Below are 16,039 nucleotides of genomic sequence, written 5' to 3' on the forward strand. Positions count from 1 at the left end.
GGCAGCGTGCGTCCCCTCCGAGGGCCCGCGCGTCCCCGCTCGCGCCCTCGTGCGCGTGCCGCGGCCGCCGCCCTGCTCGCCCTCGCCCTGCCCGCCGGCCTGCTCGTCCTCGCGCCCCCGGCGGGCGCCGCCGAGGTGCGCACCGAGGAGCTCCGGGTCCCCTCCGGGTCGGGGGACGCCGCGGTCGAGCTCGACACCACGCTGTACCTGCCGGGCGGTGACGACCCGGCGCCGGCGGTCGTGCTCGCGCACGGCTTCGGCGGCAGCAAGCGCTCCGTCGCCGAGGACGCCGCCGACCTGGCCGCGCGCGGCTACGTCGTCCTCGCCTACTCGGCCCGCGGCTTCGGTGCGAGCACCGGGCGGATCGGCCTCAACGACCCGCGCTACGAGATCGCCGACCTCTCCACGCTGCTCGACCTGCTGGCCGAGCGCGACGAGGTCGAGCTGGACGCCGAGGGTGACCCGCGGGTCGGGGTCGCCGGCGCCTCCTACGGCGGGGCGCTGGCGCTGCTGGGCGCCGCCTACGACGAGCGGGTCGACGCGATCGCCCCGCAGATCACCTGGAACTCCCTCACCGCCGCGCTGTTCCCGTCCCAGACCGGCGACCTGGACGCCGGCACCGTGGCCGCCACCCCGCAGCCGGAGGGGGCCGGCGTCTACAAGCGCCTGTGGGCCGGGCTCTTCTTCGGCATCGGCTCCGCCTCGGGTGGCCTGCTCGACTCGCTCGGGGGTGCCGGCCAGGCCGGTGGCGACGAGGGCCTCGCCGACGAGGCGGTGGGCGGCGGGACAGTCGCGGCGCCGGCCCCCGCGGGCCCGCCCGTCCTCCCGCCGGAGCTGCTCGAGCAGGCCGCCGAGAACCCCGAGGCCGCCGAGCAGCTGCTCACCTGCGGCCGGTTCAGCGTCGAGGTGTGCCAGGCGTACCAGACGGCCGCGGCCTCCGGGACGCTCACGCCGGAGGTCGCCGCGGTGCTCGACCGCAGCAGCCCGGCGGGTGTGCTGGACCGCATCGACGTCCCCACCCTCCTGGTCCAGGGCACGCAGGACTCGCTCTTCGGTCTCGACCAGGCCGACGCCAACGCCCGCGGCATCGCCGCCGACGGCACCCCGGTCAAGGTCGTCTGGTACTCCGGTGGGCACGACGCCTCGGGGTCGGACCGGCAGCGGGAGTCGCTGCGCGCGGCGGTGGCCGGCTGGTTCGACCGGCACCTGCGCTCCGCCGACGACCTCGCCCGGGGCCCGGACCCGGGCACGGGCTTCGAGTTCCCCGCACCCACCGGCCTCGGCGCCACCGTCGGCCGCGTCCAGGGCGGCGGCCAGACCGTCGTCGCCGACGCCTACCCCGGGCTCGACGGCGCCGAGCCGGCCGAGCGTCGCGCCGTGACCGTCGAGGGCCCCGTGCAGCCGGTGGTCACCCCGGCCGGCGGTACCCCCGCCTCCCTCACCACCGTTCCGGGCCTGGGCGCCCTGACGTCGGCGCTCGGCGGGACCACCGCGGAGATCCCCGGCCAGTACGCCGCCTTCGACAGCGCCCCGCTCGACGCCCCGATCGAGGTCGTGGGCGCCTCGACGGTCGACCTCGCGATCGCCTCGCCCAGCGGCAGCGCCACCCTGTTCGCCAAGCTCTACGACGTCGGCCCCGACGGCGCGACGACGCTGCCGGGCGGCCTGGTCGCGCCGCTCGCGCTCCCCGACGTCTCCACCGACCCCACCGCCCCGACCCGGGTCAGCGTGACCCTGCCCGCGATCGTGCACCGGTTCGAGGCCGGCCACACCATGCGCGTGCTGGTGTCCTCCACCGACCAGGCGTACGCGCTGCCCGCCGAGTCGGCCGTCTACTCCGTCGGCCTCGCCTCGCCCGCCGCCGCCGACGGCGTGGCCGCGGGCGAGGCGCAGCTCGCCGCGCCGACGGTCTCCGGTGAGAGCGGGGCCGCGACCGGCGCCTCGCGCTGGTGGGTGCTGCTGGGCGTCCTCGCGGCGCTCGGCCTGCTCGGCTGGCTGGTCGCCCTGTGGTGGGGCCGGCGTCGTCGGCGGCAGCTCTCCAGCGTCGAGCCCGACGGGGAGGACGTCCCGCTGCGCTTCGAAGGCGTGACGAAGGCATACAAGGACGGCTTCGTCGCGGTCCGCGATCTGTCGTTCGAGGTGCGACGCGGGCAGGTGCTGGGGCTGCTCGGGCCCAACGGCGCGGGCAAGACGACGTCGCTGCGGATGCTGATGGGCCTCATCCGGCCCACCGACGGGCGGATCAGCATCTTCGGGCACGCCGCCGGCCCCGGTGCCCCGGTGCTGTCGCGACTGGGTTCGTTCGTGGAGGGGACCGGTCTGCAGCCGCACCTGTCCGGCCGCGACAACCTCACCCTGTACTGGGCCGCCACCGGCCGGCCGGCCGAGGACGCGCACATGGACGAGGCCATCGAGGTCGCCGGGCTCGGCGCCGCCATCGACCGGCCGGTGCGCCGGTACAGCCAGGGCATGCGCCAGCGGGTCGCGATCGCCCAGGCGATGCTCGGCCTGCCCGACCTGCTGGTCCTCGACGAACCGACCAACGGGCTCGACCCGCCGCAGATCCACGCCATGCGCGACGTGCTGCGCTCCTACGCGGCCACCGGGCGCACCGTGATCGTCTCCAGCCACCTGCTCAGCGAGATCGAGCAGACCTGCAGCCACGTGGTGGTCATGGCCAAGGGCCAGAAGATCGTGCAGGGCACGGTGGAGGAGATCGTCGGCACCGGCGGCTCGGTGCTCGTGGGCCTGGCCGACGACGCCGACACCGACCGGGCGATCGCCGTCCTCTCGTCGCTGCCCGGGGTCACCGCCGCGCGCGGCGACGACGGACTGGTCGCCGAGCTGGACGGCGCCCGCCGCGCCGACGTGCTGCAGGCGCTGGTGTCGGCGGGGATCGCCGTCGAGCAGTTCACGCCGCGACGACGGCTCGAGGACGCCTTCCTGGCGTTGGTGGGGGAGTCATGAGCGCGACCCGGGTGACGGACCCCGAGCACGTGCAGCCGACCGGCGCGGTCGCCGGCTACCGCCCGGAGCGGACCCTGCGGCTGTCGGTGGAGCTGCGCCGGCAGTTCAAGCGCCGCCGCACGATCGGCGTGTTCGCGCTGATGGTGGCGCTCCCGCTGGTGCTCATCGCCGCCCTCCAGCTGGGCGCCAGCGAGGAGGCGGCGGAGAACAACCGGATCAACCTGGTCGACGTCGCGACGGCGAGCGGGCTGAACTTCACCCTGTTCGTGCTGTTCGCGACGACGAGCTTCTTCCTCGTGGTGGTCTACGCGCTGTTCTTCGGCGACACCGTCGCCGTCGAGGCGCAGTGGGGCTCGCTGCGGTACGCGCTGGCCACGCCGATCCCGCGGATGCGGCTGCTCCGGCAGAAGTGGCTGGCCGCGCTGGTCCAGTCGGTGGCCGCGCTGCTGACCCTCGCCGCGGTCGCGGTGGTCGCCGGCGGGATCGCGTTCGGCTTCGACGACATCAGGACGCCGGTCGGGGTGGGGATCGACCAGGGCGAGGGCATGCTGCGGCTGGCCGGGATGCTCGGTTACCTCGCCGTCCACCTGCTCGTGGTCGGCGCGCTGGCGTTCTGGTTCTCCACGATCACCGACGCACCGCTGGCGGCGGTCGGTGGCGCTGTGTTCACCATGTTCGTCTTCGCCATCCTCGACCAGGTTGAGCAGCTCGGGTCGATCCGCGACTGGTTCCCGACGGCGGAGGAGTTCGCCTGGACCGACCTGCTGCAGACGCCGGTCGACGACGGCGACCTGTTCCGCGGGGTGATCCAGTCGCTGGTCTACATCGCCGTCTTCACCGCGCTCGGCTTCCGCCACTTCGCCCGCCGCGACGTGACGAGCTAACCCAGCGACGCGCGCACCGCCTGGGCCCAGCCCTCGCCCATGGGCGCGTCGGTGACGGTCACGTTGGGGACGGCGGACAGCAGCTCGGCCATCCCGTCGACGGCGCCGCCGTTGGCGGTGATGAACAGCCGGCCCACCGCGGGGGCCATGTCCAGGTCGCTGACGCTGTCCCCGATCGCGACGGCGTCGCCGGGGGAGAGGCCGCGCCGCTCCAGGTCCCAGGCGATCGCCGCGCCCTTCGAGATCCCGCGCGGCATCAGGTGGTAGACCCGCGGCGGCGCGGCGTCGTCGTCCAGCCCCATCCAGGACGCCGCGGGGATCGCGCCGTTGTCCTTGAGCGTCAGCCAGCCCACGCCCCGCTCGGCCAGCCAGGCGTCGACCGACAGCGGGTCCACGCGGCCGCGCAGCAGGGCGTCCGTGTCGTGCGTGGCGTGCCAGGGGGCGTGCCACTCCAGCCGGCCGGGGTGGGCAGCGATCAGCTCCTCGACGACGCCGAGCTCGGCCATCACCTCCATCGGCGTCCGGTCGCCGTACTCCTCCGGCAGCTCGCCCCGCAGCCGGTGCGTGCTCCGCCCCGACCCCCAGCCGATGGTGGCGCCCAGCTCGGCGATGGCGCCGTCGGCGGCGAAGATGCGCGCGGCCTCCACCACCTGCTCGTACGTCCGGCCGCTGACCAGCACCAACGCCACCCCGGCGCGGTGCAGGTCGAGCAGCGCGGCGGCCGGCCCGTCGGTCAGCTCCCGCCCCGCGGTGTGCCAGAAGGAGCCCCGCGGCCCCACCATCGTGCCGTCGAGATCGGTGTAGACGACGCGCGCGCTCACCAGGTCATCCTGTCCGGCCGCTGGCCGCCGCCCGCGACTGGGTACAGTTCACGCCGTTCACTCATCCAGAGGGGCAGAGGGACACGGCCCGACGAAGCCCCGGCAACCGCCGTCTGACGCGTACGCGCCAGCGGGAGGTGCCAATTCCGTCCCGCGCGGCTCGACGGCCCGACGCGGGGAAGATGAGGAGGTAGTCGTCGCATGACTCTGACCGCTCCCGGTTCCGCCCAGGCCGACAGCTCCGCCGGTGGCCCCACGCCGCCCTGTCCGGCCCGCGGGCTCGTCTGCCGCAACTGCGGCGCCACGTTCGGCCTGATCGCCGAGCACGCCTGCGCCGAGTGCTTCGGCCCGCTCGAGGTCGACTACGACCCCGAGATCATGCGTGCGGTGACCCGCGAGCAGATCGAGGCCGGGCCGCAGAACATCTGGCGCTACGTCGCCCTGCTGCCGGTGGGGCAGGACCCGGCCGACCGCGTCTCCCTCGACCCGGGGATGACCCCGCTGGTCCGCGCCGACCGGCTCGCCGCCGAGCTGGGGCTCACCGGTGGGCTGTGGGTGAAGGACGACTCGGCCAACCCGACCCACTCCTTCAAGGACCGCGTGGTCAGCCTGGCTGCCACCGCGGCCAAGGGGCTGGGGTACAGGAAGATCGCGGCCGCCTCCACCGGCAACCTGGCCAACTCGGTGGCCGCGCACGCCGCCCGGGTCGGCCTGCCGTCGTTCGTCTTCATCCCGAGCGACCTGGAGCCGGGCAAGGTCGTCCAGTCGGCGGTGTACGGGCAGACGCTGGTCGCCGTCGACGGCTCCTACGACGACGTCAACCGGCTGACCAGCGAGCTCGCCGAGACCGACGAGTTCGAGGACACCGCCTTCGTCAACCAGAACGTGCGGCCGTACTACGCCGAGGGCTCCAAGACGATGGGCTACGAGATCGCCGAGCAGCTGGGCTGGCGTATCCCGGCCCAGGTCGTGATCCCCATGGCGTCGGGCTCGCTGCTCACCAAGGTGGACAAGGCCTTCCGCGAGCTGACCGCCGCGGGCATCGTCGAGGCCACCGAGTGGACGATCTTCGGCGCCCAGTCGGCCGGCTGCGACCCGATCGCCACCGCCTTCGACAACGGCTGGGACGTCGTCAAGCCGGTCAAGCCGACCGGGATCGCCAAGTCGCTGAACATCGGCAACCCGGCCGACGGCCCGTACGCGCTCGACGCGATCCGCCGCACCGGGGGCGCGGTCGGCCGCGTCGGCGACGACGAGATCGTCCAGGGGATCCGCGACCTGGCCCGCACGACCGGTGTCTTCGCCGAGACCGCGGGCGGGGTCACCGTCGCCGTCCTGCGTCAGCTGGTGGAGAACGGGCGGCTGGACCCGGCGAAGGAGACCGTCGTCCTCAACACCGGCGAGGGGCTGAAGACGCTCGACCCGCTCGAGCCGGTCGTCGGCCCCACGCACCGGGTGGAGCCGTCGCTGAAGTCGGTGCGGGCGGCCGGCCTCATCGGCTGAGCGGTCCGTCCGACGGGGGAGTAAAGTCCGGTCGGTTCCCCGGTCCGGGCGACGTCGTCGCCGGAACCGGGTGCGTCGTGCGCGCGTGGGGCTGTCACCTGCGCTTCTCTGCTGTACCGTCTCGCGCGGTTCGAGTTCCACGTTCGTGTTCGGCGGGCGGAAGAGCGAGACCCCGCCACATCGAGAGCGATGAGGCGCCGCACGCACGAAACGTGGGAGCACACGTGGCACAGGGCACCGTGAAGTGGTTCAACGCCGAGAAGGGCTTCGGCTTCATCGCCGTCGACGGCGGCGAGGACGTCTTCGTCCACTACTCGTCCATCCAGATGGACGGGTACAAGAGCCTCGACGAGGGGCAGCGGGTCGAGTTCGAGGTCGTCCAGGGCGCCAAGGGCCCCCAGGCCGACGCCGTCCGCAGCGCCTGAGAACCACTCAGCAGCACCGGCCCGGGCCCGGTTCCCACGGGGGGCCGGGCCCGTGTCCTCTCCTGGCGGCGAGCCGGCCGGTGCGGGAGCCCCCCGCTAGGGGGGGGAACCGACCCCCGTTCTTGCACTCGCGGGGGTCGAGTGCCAAACTCGGTTCTGGCACTCAGGGCTCCTGAGTGCCAGCCAGGTCGGAACGGTGAGGCACCGGTCCGTGGGCCGACGGAGTGCCCACGTCGCTGGTGTCGTCCGTCGCGGGCGCCGAACCCGGCCGTGCAGCGATCCATGCTCGGAGGACATCACCACATGGCCAAGATGATCGCGTTCAACGAAGAGGCGCGCCGCGGCCTCGAGCGAGGGATGAACACCCTCGCCGACGCCGTCAAGGTGACCCTCGGCCCCCGTGGCCGGAACGTCGTTCTTGAGAAGAAGTGGGGCGCGCCCACCATCACCAACGATGGTGTGAGCATCGCCAAGGAGATCGAACTCGAGGACCCGTGGGAGAAGATCGGGGCCGAGCTCGTCAAGGAGGTCGCGAAGAAGACCGACGACGTCGCGGGTGACGGCACCACCACCGCCACCGTGCTCGCCCAGGCACTCGTCCGCGAGGGTCTGCGCAACGTCGCCGCCGGCGCCAACCCGATGGCCCTCAAGAAGGGCATCGAGAAGGCCGTCGCCTCGGTCAGCGAGTACCTGCTCTCCACGGCCAAGGACGTCGAGACCAAGGAGCAGATCGCCGCCACCGCGTCGATCTCCGCCGCGGACCCCGCCATCGGTGAGCTCATCGCCGAGGCGATGGACAAGGTGGGCAAGGAAGGCGTCATCACCGTCGAGGAGAGCAACACCTTCGGCCTCGAGCTGGAGCTCACCGAGGGCATGCGCTTCGACAAGGGCTACATCTCGCCCTACTTCGTCACCGACACCGAGCGCATGGAGGCCGTCCTCGACGACCCGTACGTGCTCGTCGTCAACTCGAAGATCAGCTCGGTCAAGGACCTGCTCCCGCTGCTGGAGAAGGTCATGCAGTCGGGCAAGCCGCTGGCCATCATCAGCGAGGACGTCGAGGGCGAGGCCCTGGCGACCCTGGTCGTGAACAAGATCCGCGGCACCTTCAAGTCCGTCGCCGTCAAGGCCCCGGGCTTCGGTGACCGCCGCAAGGCCATGCTGGGCGACATCGCCATCCTCACCGGTGGCCAGGTCATCAGCGAGGAGGTCGGCCTCAAGCTCGACACCGCCGACCTCGAGCTGCTCGGCCGGGCCCGCAAGGTCGTCGTCACCAAGGACGAGACGACGATCGTCGAGGGTGCGGGTGACACCGACCAGATCCAGGGCCGGGTCAACCAGATCCGCAGCGAGATCGAGCGGTCGGACTCCGACTACGACCGGGAGAAGCTGCAGGAGCGCCTGGCCAAGCTGGCCGGTGGCGTCGCCGTCATCAAGGCCGGCGCCGCGACCGAGGTCGAGCTCAAGGAGCGCAAGCACCGCATCGAGGACGCGGTGCGCAACGCCAAGGCCGCCGTCGAGGAGGGCATCGTCGCCGGTGGTGGCGTCGCTCTCGCGCAGGCCACGGCCGTCGCGTTCGACAAGCTCGAGCTCGAGGGTGACGAGGCGACCGGTGCCAACATCGTGCGCGTCGCGCTCGAGGCGCCGCTGAAGCAGATCGCCATCAACGCCGGCCTCGAGGGTGGCGTCGTGGCGGAGAAGGTCCGCAACTCGGAGACCGGCTGGGGCCTCAACGCCGCCACCGGCGAGTACGTGGACCTGGTCGCGGCCGGCATCATCGACCCGGCCAAGGTCACCCGCTCGGCGCTGCAGAACGCCGCCTCCATCGCGGCGCTCTTCCTCACCACCGAGGCCGTCATCGCCGACAAGCCGGAGAAGGCCGCTGCGGCCGCTCCGGGTGGCGACATGGGCGGCATGGGCGGCATGGACTTCTGAGTCCGCCCGCTCCTCGCTGAGGAGCACTGCACCACCAGCACTGCCCGGCAGGGGCGGTCCGCTTCCGAGCGGGCCGCCCCTGTCGGCGTCCGGGGGAGCTCGGCTCACTCGGGGGCGAAGACGCAGAACTCGTTGCCCTCGGGGTCGGCGAGGACGCTCCACTCGATCTCGTCGTCCTGCTCCCGCACCATCCGCGCACCCGCCGCGATGAGCGGCCACGTCTCACCGACGACGTCGAAGTGCATGCGGTTCTTGATCGTCTTCCGCTCGGGCACCGGGACGATCCACATGAGCGGTCCCTCGCCGGCCGGGTCGACGATCGGGATCGGCCAGTCGTGCGGGCGCGGCTCGTCGTCCTCCGGGTTCCCGGCGTCCTCGAGGGAGTCACGTCGCACGTAGCCGATGGCGGCGCACCACCAGTCGGCGAGCGCGTGGTGGTCGTTGGCGTCGAGGCAGAGGTCCTTGAAGCGGGCGGGTGCGTCAGCCATGGGGGAGCAGGGTAGGCGGCTGTCCGTGGCGGTGATCATCGGGACGTCGGGGTGGCAGTACCGCGACTGGCGTGGCGCCTTCTACCCGCCGAAGCTCCCGCAGCGGCTGTGGCTGGAGCACTACGTGCAGCACTTCGCGACCGTCGAGAGCAACAACGCGTTCTACCGGCTGCCGGAGCACGAGACGTTCGTGAAGTGGCGGGAGCGCACGCCGCCGGACTTCCGGTGGGCGGTCAAGGCCAGCCGGTTCCTCACCCACATCAAGCGGTTGCGCGAGCCCGAGGAGCCGGTCGCCCGCCTGATGGGCCGCGCCGCAGGGCTCGCCGGCAAGCTGGACACGGTGCTGCTGCAGCTGCCGCCGACGTTGAGGGCGGACCCCGAGCTGCTGCGCGAGTGCCTGGCGCAGTTCCCGGCCGGTACCCGGGTGGCGGTGGAGCCGCGGCACGAGTCGTGGTGGACCGACGAGACGCGGGCGCTGCTGGAGCGCTACGGGGCGGCGCTGTGCTGGGCCGACCGGATGGAGGAGCCGGTGGCCCCGCTGTGGCGCACCGCCGACTGGGGCTACCTCAGGTTCCACACCGGCCTGGAGAACTGGCGGTACCGGCCGGGCACCCTGCAGCTGTGGGCGGACCGGCTGGTCGCTGCGTACGGGGACGCCGACGTGCTCGTGTACTTCAACAACGACCCGGGCTGCGCCGCGGTCATCGACGCGAGCCTGTTCGCCGATGCCGTGCGCCGGGCCGGGGGGACGCCGACCCGCGTGCCCACGGCCGACCAGGCGACCGGCCTGGCCTGGGCGCCGGTGGAGGACGCCCAGGCCTGACCGCGCGGGTCAGTTGCCGCCGCGGCCCTGGTTCCCCCGGCCCTGGCCGGCGGGCTCCCCGGTGGCCGCACCGGCGGTCTCCTCGGCGGTCTCCTCGACCGGCGCGGTGGCGGCGCGAGCGGCCTTCGCCGCGTCGCGGGCGGCCTTCTCCGCGTCCCGGGCCGCGTCGCGGGCGGCCTTCTCGGCGTCGTGGGCCGCCTGGCGGGCCTGGGCCGCCTGCAGCGCCTCCTGCGCGTGCTCGTTGGCGTGCGCGATGGCGTTGTCCAGGCCGCGGGCGCCCGCCGCGTCCTCGGTGGCCTCCTCCTCGGAGGCCTCCTCCTCGGTCTCCACGGCCTCGGTCTCGGTCTCCGTCTCGGTCTCCGTCTCGGTCCCGGTCTCGGTCCCGGTCTCGGTCTCCACGGCGTCGGCCTCGGTGTCGTCGACCGGCGCTGCGCCCTCGGCCCCGGTGGAGGCGTCGGACTCCGGCAGCTCGAACGGCGTCACCGTCTCGACCGTGCTCGCGACGGCGTCCTGCACCGGTGCCGGGAGAACACCGACGGCGCCCGCGCCGGTCACACCGGCGGTGGCGATGCCGACACCGGTCGCCACCTGGGCCACGGTGCTGGCACCGGCGAACTTCGCCGCCAGCGCGGCCAGACCTTCGAGCAGAGCCATGAAGTCGTATCCCCTCGGGACGGACGGCCGTCGGTACGGCCGTTCCCGTTCCACATCGGCAGGCTCCGGCTGGTGCTGCAGCCGAGCCACCCGGTCGGGGGACGGTCAGCTGCCCGCCGGTACCCGGTCGGCGAGGTGCTCGGCGAACGTGCGCGGTGGCCGGCCGAGCAGCGTGGCCAGCACCCTCGGGCTGCCGGTGAAGCCGTGCTCCCGGTACCAGTCGAACATCGTGGTGCGGCAGCGGCCTGCGTAGCTCCCGTCGTCCTCGGCGCGCACGTCGACCGCGGTGACCGGCCGCCCGGAGCGCGCGGTGAGCAGCGCGGCGACGCCGGGAGCGGTGACCTCCTCGGGGCCGACGGCCTCGAAGGTGCCGCTGTCCAGGCCGTCCTCGGTGAGCAGGACCGCGGCGGCGTCGGCGACGTCCCGCAGGTCGACGAACGACTGCGCCTGCTCCAGGCCCCAGGGGCTGGGCAGCTCGCCGGTCTCGGTCGCCGTCCCGACCGCGCCGTCGAGGTTGGTGGCGTAGGCGCACGGCTGCAGCACCCGCCACCGCGCGGCCGTGCCGGCGACGGCGCCGTCCAGCGCCTCCTCGACGCGGTCCTTCGCCGCGTGGTGCGGCATCACGCGGATCTGGGGGCGCAGCACCGAGTGGTAGACGAGCCGGCGGACGCCCGCCCGGGCGGCGGCGGCCAGCACGGCGGGGGCGCCGGTCGCCTCGTCGGGGTCGAAGTTCGGCCAGATCAGGTACAGGGCGTCGGCGCCGGCGAGCGCGGCGGAGAGGTCGCCGGTGAGGTCGCCGACGACCACCTCCACGCCGTCGAGCTCCGGACGCGGCCGACGGGACGCCACCACCGCGCGCACCTGCTCCCCGCGCGCCAGCAGTGCCCGGACGACGGCGGTGCCGGTGACCCCGCCCGCGGCGGTCACGACGATCACAGGACCTCGACCGCCTCGGCGTGCCGCACGCCCAGCTGGTCGGCGGCCTGACCCAGCACGTCCTGGACGACGAGCGTGTCGGCCAGCGGCATCACGGCGCTCTCGGTCCGCCCGGCGCGCAGGCACTCGGTGACCTCGAGCAGCTCGTGCGCGTACCCGGCGCCGGTCTGCGGCCGGGTGATCTCCTCCGGCTCGGCGCCCGCGCGGTGCAGCACGATGGTCTGCGGGTGGTGGAAGCGCGGGACGACGTCGATCCAGCCCGTCGTCCCCACCACGCGCGCCGTCCCCGGCAGGGCGTACTTCAGCGACGTGGTGAGCGCGGCGTTGCGGCCGTCGTCCCAGCCGAGCAGGATCGCCGCCTCCGCGTCGGCGCCGGAAGGGAACAGCGAGCCGGTGGCGACGACGCGGTCGGGCGTGCCCAGCAGCATCTGGGCGAAGGAGACGACGTAGACGCCGAGGTCGAGCAGCGCGCCACCGCCGAGCTCCAGGGCGAACAGCCGGTCGACGGGGTCGTACTCGCGGGCGACGCCGAGGTCGGCCTGCACCGAGCGCACCTCGCCGATCGCGCCGTCGGCCACCAGCTCGTTGAGCGCGACGACGGCCGGCTGGAAGCGGGTCCACATCGCCTCCATGACGAACGTGCCCGTCTCGCGGGCCAGGTCGACGACCTCGGTGGCCCCGGCGGTGGTGGCGGTGAACGCCTTCTCCACGAGCAGCGCCTTGCCCGCGCGCAGGGCGCCCAGCGCGATCGCGTGGTGCTGCGGGTGCGGGGTGGCGAGGTAGAGGACGTCGATCTCGGGGTCGGCCAGGATCTCGGCGTAGGAGCCGTAGGCGCGCTCCAGGCCGTGCCGCTCGGCGAACCCGTCGGCCCGCTCCTGCGAGCGGGACGCGACGGCGACCGCGCGGGCGCCGTCCACCACCGCGAAGTCCTCCACCACCTTCTCGGCGATGCGGCCCGGCCCGACGACTCCCCAGCGGATCTCTCTGCTCACCCCGGCACGCTAGCCCGTGCGGTGTCCACGGCGTCGGCCGGAGCGGTCAGCCGTCGCGCGGGAGGGCAGCCGCGATGCGCTGCAGCGAGCGCCACGAGCGGGTGGTGGTGGCCCCGTACTCGGCTTCGATCCAGCGCAGCACCGTGGGCGGCCTCGTCATGTCGACGACGCTGAACAGCGCCCCCTCCCGGAGGGAGAGCACGACCGACCCGTCCTGCTCGTACGGCAGCCGCGGCGCGTCAGCGGGCGTGCGCGCGAGGAGCGTGACCATGCACCGCCGGTCACCCACGTCGTCATGGCCGGCGAAGACGTCGACCCCCGCGAGCCGCTCCAGCCGGCGCCGGGTGAGGACGAACGTGGCGCACGGACGTCCGAGGTGCCGCTGCATCGCCTCCTCGATGGCGACCTCGAGTCGCCTGGTGCTGGCGTCGGAGGCCTCGAACAGCAGGTTCCCGCTGGACAGCACGCTGCGGACGTTCGCGTAGCCGAGCCGGGTGAGGACCTCCCGTAGCTCGGCGTTCGCCATCAGCGGGTTGGCCGGCGCGATACCGCGGAGCAGGGCCGCGTACCGGCGCATCATCCGGCCGCCGTGCGGAGCGGACCCTGCGCGGATGGCGACTGGGGGCGGTCTGCGGCCATGGCGGGCAGACTGGCACGGTGACGGTGCTGATCGACACCCCCGTGTGGCCGTGGCGGGGGCGCAGGTGGTCCCACCTGGTCAGCGACGTGAGCTACGACGAACTGCACGCCTTCGTCGCGGCCGAGCTGGGCATCCCGCGTCGGGCCTTCCAGGGCGACCACTACGACGTCCCCGAGGACCTCTACGACGTCGCGGTCGCGGCCGGCGCCGAGGCGGTCGAGTGCCGGGAGCTGCTGCAGCGCCTGCTGGCCGCCGGTCTCAGGCTCCGGAAGCCCCGCCGGCCCGCTGCTTCAGCAGGGTGAGCTCCGCGGTCAGGTTGGCGCGGGCGAGGGGCTCCCACTCCGCGGCGGCGGGGAGCCGGTAGAGGCGGCGCAGGCCGAGCAGCCGCTCCAGGACGGCGATCCGCCCGGCGGTGAACTCCTCGTCGGAGAGGTGCCCGTACTCGGCCCGCACCGCGGAGGCGTACCCCGCGTACGCGGCCGGGGGAGCGGCGAGCACGGCCAGGTCGGCGTCGCACAGGGCTGCGCCGTTGGCGTCGCCGGGCTCCGGGTCGTGCCCGGCCGTGAGCAGGACCAGCCGGGCCACCTCCTCGACCCGTTCGTCGGGCACCAGCCCCCGCAGCCCGGCGCGGGCGCGCTCGGCGCTGACCTGCTCGTTGTCCGGGCGCAGCGGGTCGTAGACGACGTCGTGGTACCAGGCGGCCAGGGCGACGGCGGCCGGGTCCGGGACGTCGGCGGAGAGCCGCTCGACCAGCCCGAGCACGGCCGCCAGGTGCGCGAGGTCGTGGTAGCGGCGGTGCGGCTCGCTCCAGGCGGCGACGACCGCGGCCCACTCGGTGCGCGAGATGGGGGAGTCCCCGGCGAGCGCCGCCCAGGCCTCGAACCCGACCGGGCCGCTCACCGGACCCCGCAGGTGCGCAGCGCCAGCAGGGCGAAGGCGCGGGCGGCGGTGACGAGTTCGGCGACGGGCACCCGCTCCTGCGGCCCGTGCGCGAGGTGCAGGTCGCCGGGCCCGTAGTGCAGGGTCGGGATGCCCGCGGCGGCGTAGAGCCGCAGGTCGGTGCCCGCGGGGAGCGCCCGCTCGGGCGGTGGTGGCCCGCCGGCGTCCACCACGGCCGCGCGCACCGCCGGCAGCAGCGGGTGGCCGGCAGGCAGCTGACCGCTGGCGAACGCCCCGCCGGTCCAGGTCAGCCGCACCGGGTGCGTGGCCAGCCAGGGGTGGTCGGCGCAGACCTCGGCGAGGCGGGTCTCCAGGGCCGCCCGCGCGGCCTCCACCGGCTCGCCGATCCGCACGCCGTAGCGACCCTCGGCGACCAGCCGGTCCGGCACGGAGCTCGCCCAGTCCCCGGCCCGCACCCGGCCGATCGAGATGCCGTGGGGGAACCGGGCGTCGCCGAAGCGCGGGTCGGCGTCCCGCTGCCGCTCGGCCTCGAACGCGAGCAGCGCGGCGTGCACGTGCGCGAACAGCTCGACGGCGCTCACCCCGCGGTCGCGCATGGCGGCGTGCGCGGCCCGCCCGGTGATCTCCAGCCGGAAGGTGAGCGCCCCGGCGTGCGCCGTCACCACGGCCTGCGCGGTGGGTTCGGGGATGACGCACAGCTCGCCGGTGTGGCCGCGCCGCAGGGTGGCCCACGCGCCGAGGCCGCCGTCCTCCTCGCCGACCACGCCGTGCAGGGCGAGCGGCCGGGCCAGGCGCACCCCCGCCGTCCGCAGGGCGTGCACCGCGGCCAGGCAGGCGGCGACGCCGGCCTTCATGTCGCACGCGCCGCGCCCGTGCACCGCGCCGTCGGCGAACCGGGGGACGAACGGGTCGCCGGCCCACAGCCCGGGGTCGCCGGGCGGGACGACGTCGGTGTGGCCGGAGAGGACCAGCGCCGGGGTGCCGTCGCCGCCGAGCGTGCCGACGACGCCCCACGCCTCGGTGCGCACCACCTCCTGCCCGGGGGCGCCGGGGGCGGTCGCGGCCTCGGCGAGGTCGATCGGCCAGCGGTCGACGTCGCAGCCGAGCTCGTCGAGCCAGCCGGCGAGCAGGTGCTGGACCTCGCTCTCGGCGGCCGTGCCGCCGACGGACGGGACGGCGATCAGCGCGCACAGCCGCTCCACCGCCCACCGCTCGTCGACGGCGGCGAGGACGCGGGCCTCGACGGCGGTCAGGTCGGCCACGGTCGGAGTCTGGCACGCGGGGTGCGAGGTGGTGCGGGGCGGCGGCGCTAGCGTGACCGCCGTGAGCCACCCCCCGCCGCCGCCCGGCTGGTACCCCGACCCCGCCGGTGGCCAGGGCTCCCGCTGGTGGGACGGTCAGGGCTGGACCGAGCACGTCCAGCAGGCCGCCCCGCCGCCGCCGCCTCCGCCGCAGCAGCCGCCGGCCGCAGGTCCCTCGCTCTACGACCAGCCGGTCCTCCTGGTGAACCAGAAGACCAAGCTGATCGAGCTCACCAACGAGTACGCCGTCCTCGACGGCAACGGTCAGCAGATCGGCGCCGTCGTGCAGGTGGGGCAGAGCTGGCTGAAGAAGGCGGTGCGGCTGGTCTCCAACCTCGACCAGTTCCTCACCCACCGGCTGGAGGTGCGCGACGCGCGCGGGCCGGTGCTGGTGCTCACCCGGCCGGCGAAGATCGTGCGCTCGCGGGTGGTCGTGGAGCGGCCCGACGGAGCGCCCGTCGGGGAGATCGTGCAGGCCAACGTCTTCGGGAGGATCCGCTTCGACCTCGTGGCCGACCGGCAGCTCGTGGGCGCCATCCAGGCGGAGAACTGGCGGGCCTGGGACTTCGCGATCACCGACGCCGCCGGCGTCGAGGTCGCCCGGATCACGAAGAAGTGGGAGGGGCTGGCCCGGACGATGTTCACCACGGCGGACCGCTACGTCGTCCTGGTGCACTACCGGCTGCCCGAGCCGCTGGCCAGCATGGTCATCGCCTCCGCGCTCACCGTCGACACGGCGCTGAAGCAGGACGAGCGCGGCTTCAACTAGG

General features: G+C 74.3%; 16 protein-coding genes and 1 riboswitch. Of the genes, 8 read left to right on the forward strand and 8 right to left on the reverse strand.

From position 1 onward, the window contains the following. Positions 1-6: 6 nt before the first annotated feature. Together ACI79S_RS03750 and ACI79S_RS03755 are read left to right on the forward strand one after the other, a co-directional pair. The gene (locus ACI79S_RS03750) at positions 7-2,967 is read left to right on the forward strand and encodes an alpha/beta fold hydrolase (RefSeq protein ID WP_456592101.1); all 2,961 of its coding nucleotides are present in this window, start codon (positions 7-9) and stop codon (positions 2,965-2,967) included. Continuing rightward, positions 2,964-3,851: an ABC transporter permease gene (locus tag ACI79S_RS03755; protein WP_456592102.1), complete on the forward strand. Its 888-nt coding sequence runs from the start codon at positions 2,964-2,966 to the stop codon at positions 3,849-3,851. Before ACI79S_RS03750 ends, ACI79S_RS03755 begins: the two co-directional genes overlap by 4 nt. Here ACI79S_RS03755 and ACI79S_RS03760 read toward each other — a convergent pair. Then, positions 3,848-4,672 (reverse strand): HAD family hydrolase, encoded by an 825-nt coding sequence (locus ACI79S_RS03760; RefSeq protein ID WP_456592103.1) that lies wholly within the window; start codon positions 4,670-4,672, stop codon positions 3,848-3,850. The two genes, ACI79S_RS03755 and ACI79S_RS03760, sit on opposite strands and share 4 nt — an antisense overlap. Positions 4,673-4,730: 58 nt before the next feature. Next, positions 4,731-4,861, forward strand: a riboswitch (SAM riboswitch). Positions 4,862-4,873: 12 nt separating this feature from the next. Here ACI79S_RS03760 and thrC point away from each other — a divergent pair. From thrC to groL, 3 genes are all read left to right on the forward strand, one after another. Beyond that, on the forward strand, positions 4,874-6,175 hold the full coding sequence (thrC, locus tag ACI79S_RS03765) for a threonine synthase (RefSeq protein WP_456592104.1): 1,302 nt from the start codon (positions 4,874-4,876) through the stop codon (positions 6,173-6,175). A 224-nt stretch (positions 6,176-6,399) separates the two neighbouring features. Then, positions 6,400-6,600, forward strand: coding sequence for a cold-shock protein (locus ACI79S_RS03770; RefSeq protein WP_456588093.1), 201 nt, complete (start codon positions 6,400-6,402; stop codon positions 6,598-6,600). A 303-nt stretch (positions 6,601-6,903) separates the two neighbouring features. Next, on the forward strand, positions 6,904-8,535 hold the full coding sequence (gene groL, locus ACI79S_RS03775; protein WP_456588092.1) for a chaperonin GroEL: 1,632 nt from the start codon (positions 6,904-6,906) through the stop codon (positions 8,533-8,535). Between the two features lie 104 nt (positions 8,536-8,639). On the opposite strand, the gene ACI79S_RS03780 is transcribed toward groL, so the two are convergent. After that, positions 8,640-9,023: a VOC family protein gene (locus ACI79S_RS03780; protein WP_456592105.1), complete on the reverse strand. Its 384-nt coding sequence runs from the start codon at positions 9,021-9,023 to the stop codon at positions 8,640-8,642. 25 nt (positions 9,024-9,048) lie between these two features. Between ACI79S_RS03780 and ACI79S_RS03785 the strand changes: the two genes are divergently transcribed. Further along, positions 9,049-9,846, forward strand: coding sequence for a DUF72 domain-containing protein (locus tag ACI79S_RS03785; protein ID WP_456592106.1), 798 nt, complete (start codon positions 9,049-9,051; stop codon positions 9,844-9,846). A 9-nt stretch (positions 9,847-9,855) separates the two neighbouring features. On the opposite strand, the gene ACI79S_RS03790 is transcribed toward ACI79S_RS03785, so the two are convergent. The 4 genes from ACI79S_RS03790 to ACI79S_RS03805 form a co-directional block, all read right to left on the reverse strand. Further along, the gene (locus ACI79S_RS03790) at positions 9,856-10,500 is read right to left on the reverse strand and encodes a hypothetical protein (RefSeq protein ID WP_456592107.1); all 645 of its coding nucleotides are present in this window, start codon (positions 10,498-10,500) and stop codon (positions 9,856-9,858) included. Between the two features lie 105 nt (positions 10,501-10,605). After that, positions 10,606-11,436: an SDR family oxidoreductase gene (locus tag ACI79S_RS03795; protein ID WP_456592108.1), complete on the reverse strand. Its 831-nt coding sequence runs from the start codon at positions 11,434-11,436 to the stop codon at positions 10,606-10,608. Next, positions 11,433-12,428 carry a Gfo/Idh/MocA family protein gene (locus ACI79S_RS03800; protein ID WP_456592109.1) on the reverse strand — a complete coding sequence of 332 codons (996 nt, stop codon included), beginning with the start codon at positions 12,426-12,428 and terminating at the stop codon, positions 11,433-11,435. The genes ACI79S_RS03795 and ACI79S_RS03800 overlap by 4 nt, the downstream gene beginning before the upstream one ends. Before the next feature lie 46 nt (positions 12,429-12,474). Continuing rightward, positions 12,475-13,008: a DUF1697 domain-containing protein gene (locus ACI79S_RS03805; protein WP_456592110.1), complete on the reverse strand. Its 534-nt coding sequence runs from the start codon at positions 13,006-13,008 to the stop codon at positions 12,475-12,477. 77 nt (positions 13,009-13,085) lie between these two features. On the opposite strand from ACI79S_RS03805, the gene ACI79S_RS03810 reads away from it, so the two are divergent. Further along, positions 13,086-13,370 (forward strand): DUF4031 domain-containing protein, encoded by a 285-nt coding sequence (locus ACI79S_RS03810; RefSeq protein WP_456592111.1) that lies wholly within the window; start codon positions 13,086-13,088, stop codon positions 13,368-13,370. On the opposite strand, the gene ACI79S_RS03815 is transcribed toward ACI79S_RS03810, so the two are convergent. Continuing rightward, positions 13,327-13,968: an HD domain-containing protein gene (locus ACI79S_RS03815; protein ID WP_456592112.1), complete on the reverse strand. Its 642-nt coding sequence runs from the start codon at positions 13,966-13,968 to the stop codon at positions 13,327-13,329. The two genes, ACI79S_RS03810 and ACI79S_RS03815, sit on opposite strands and share 44 nt — an antisense overlap. After that, complete coding sequence (locus ACI79S_RS03820; protein ID WP_456592113.1) at positions 13,965-15,230, reverse strand: ArgE/DapE family deacylase; 1,266 nt, start codon at positions 15,228-15,230, stop codon at positions 13,965-13,967. The genes ACI79S_RS03815 and ACI79S_RS03820 overlap by 4 nt, the downstream gene beginning before the upstream one ends. 61 nt (positions 15,231-15,291) lie before the next feature. Between ACI79S_RS03820 and ACI79S_RS03825 the strand changes: the two genes are divergently transcribed. Beyond that, positions 15,292-16,038 (forward strand): phospholipid scramblase-related protein, encoded by a 747-nt coding sequence (locus ACI79S_RS03825; RefSeq protein ID WP_456592114.1) that lies wholly within the window; start codon positions 15,292-15,294, stop codon positions 16,036-16,038. Position 16,039 lies beyond the last annotated feature (1 nt).

This window comes from Blastococcus sp. SYSU DS1024 (assembly GCF_054050795.1).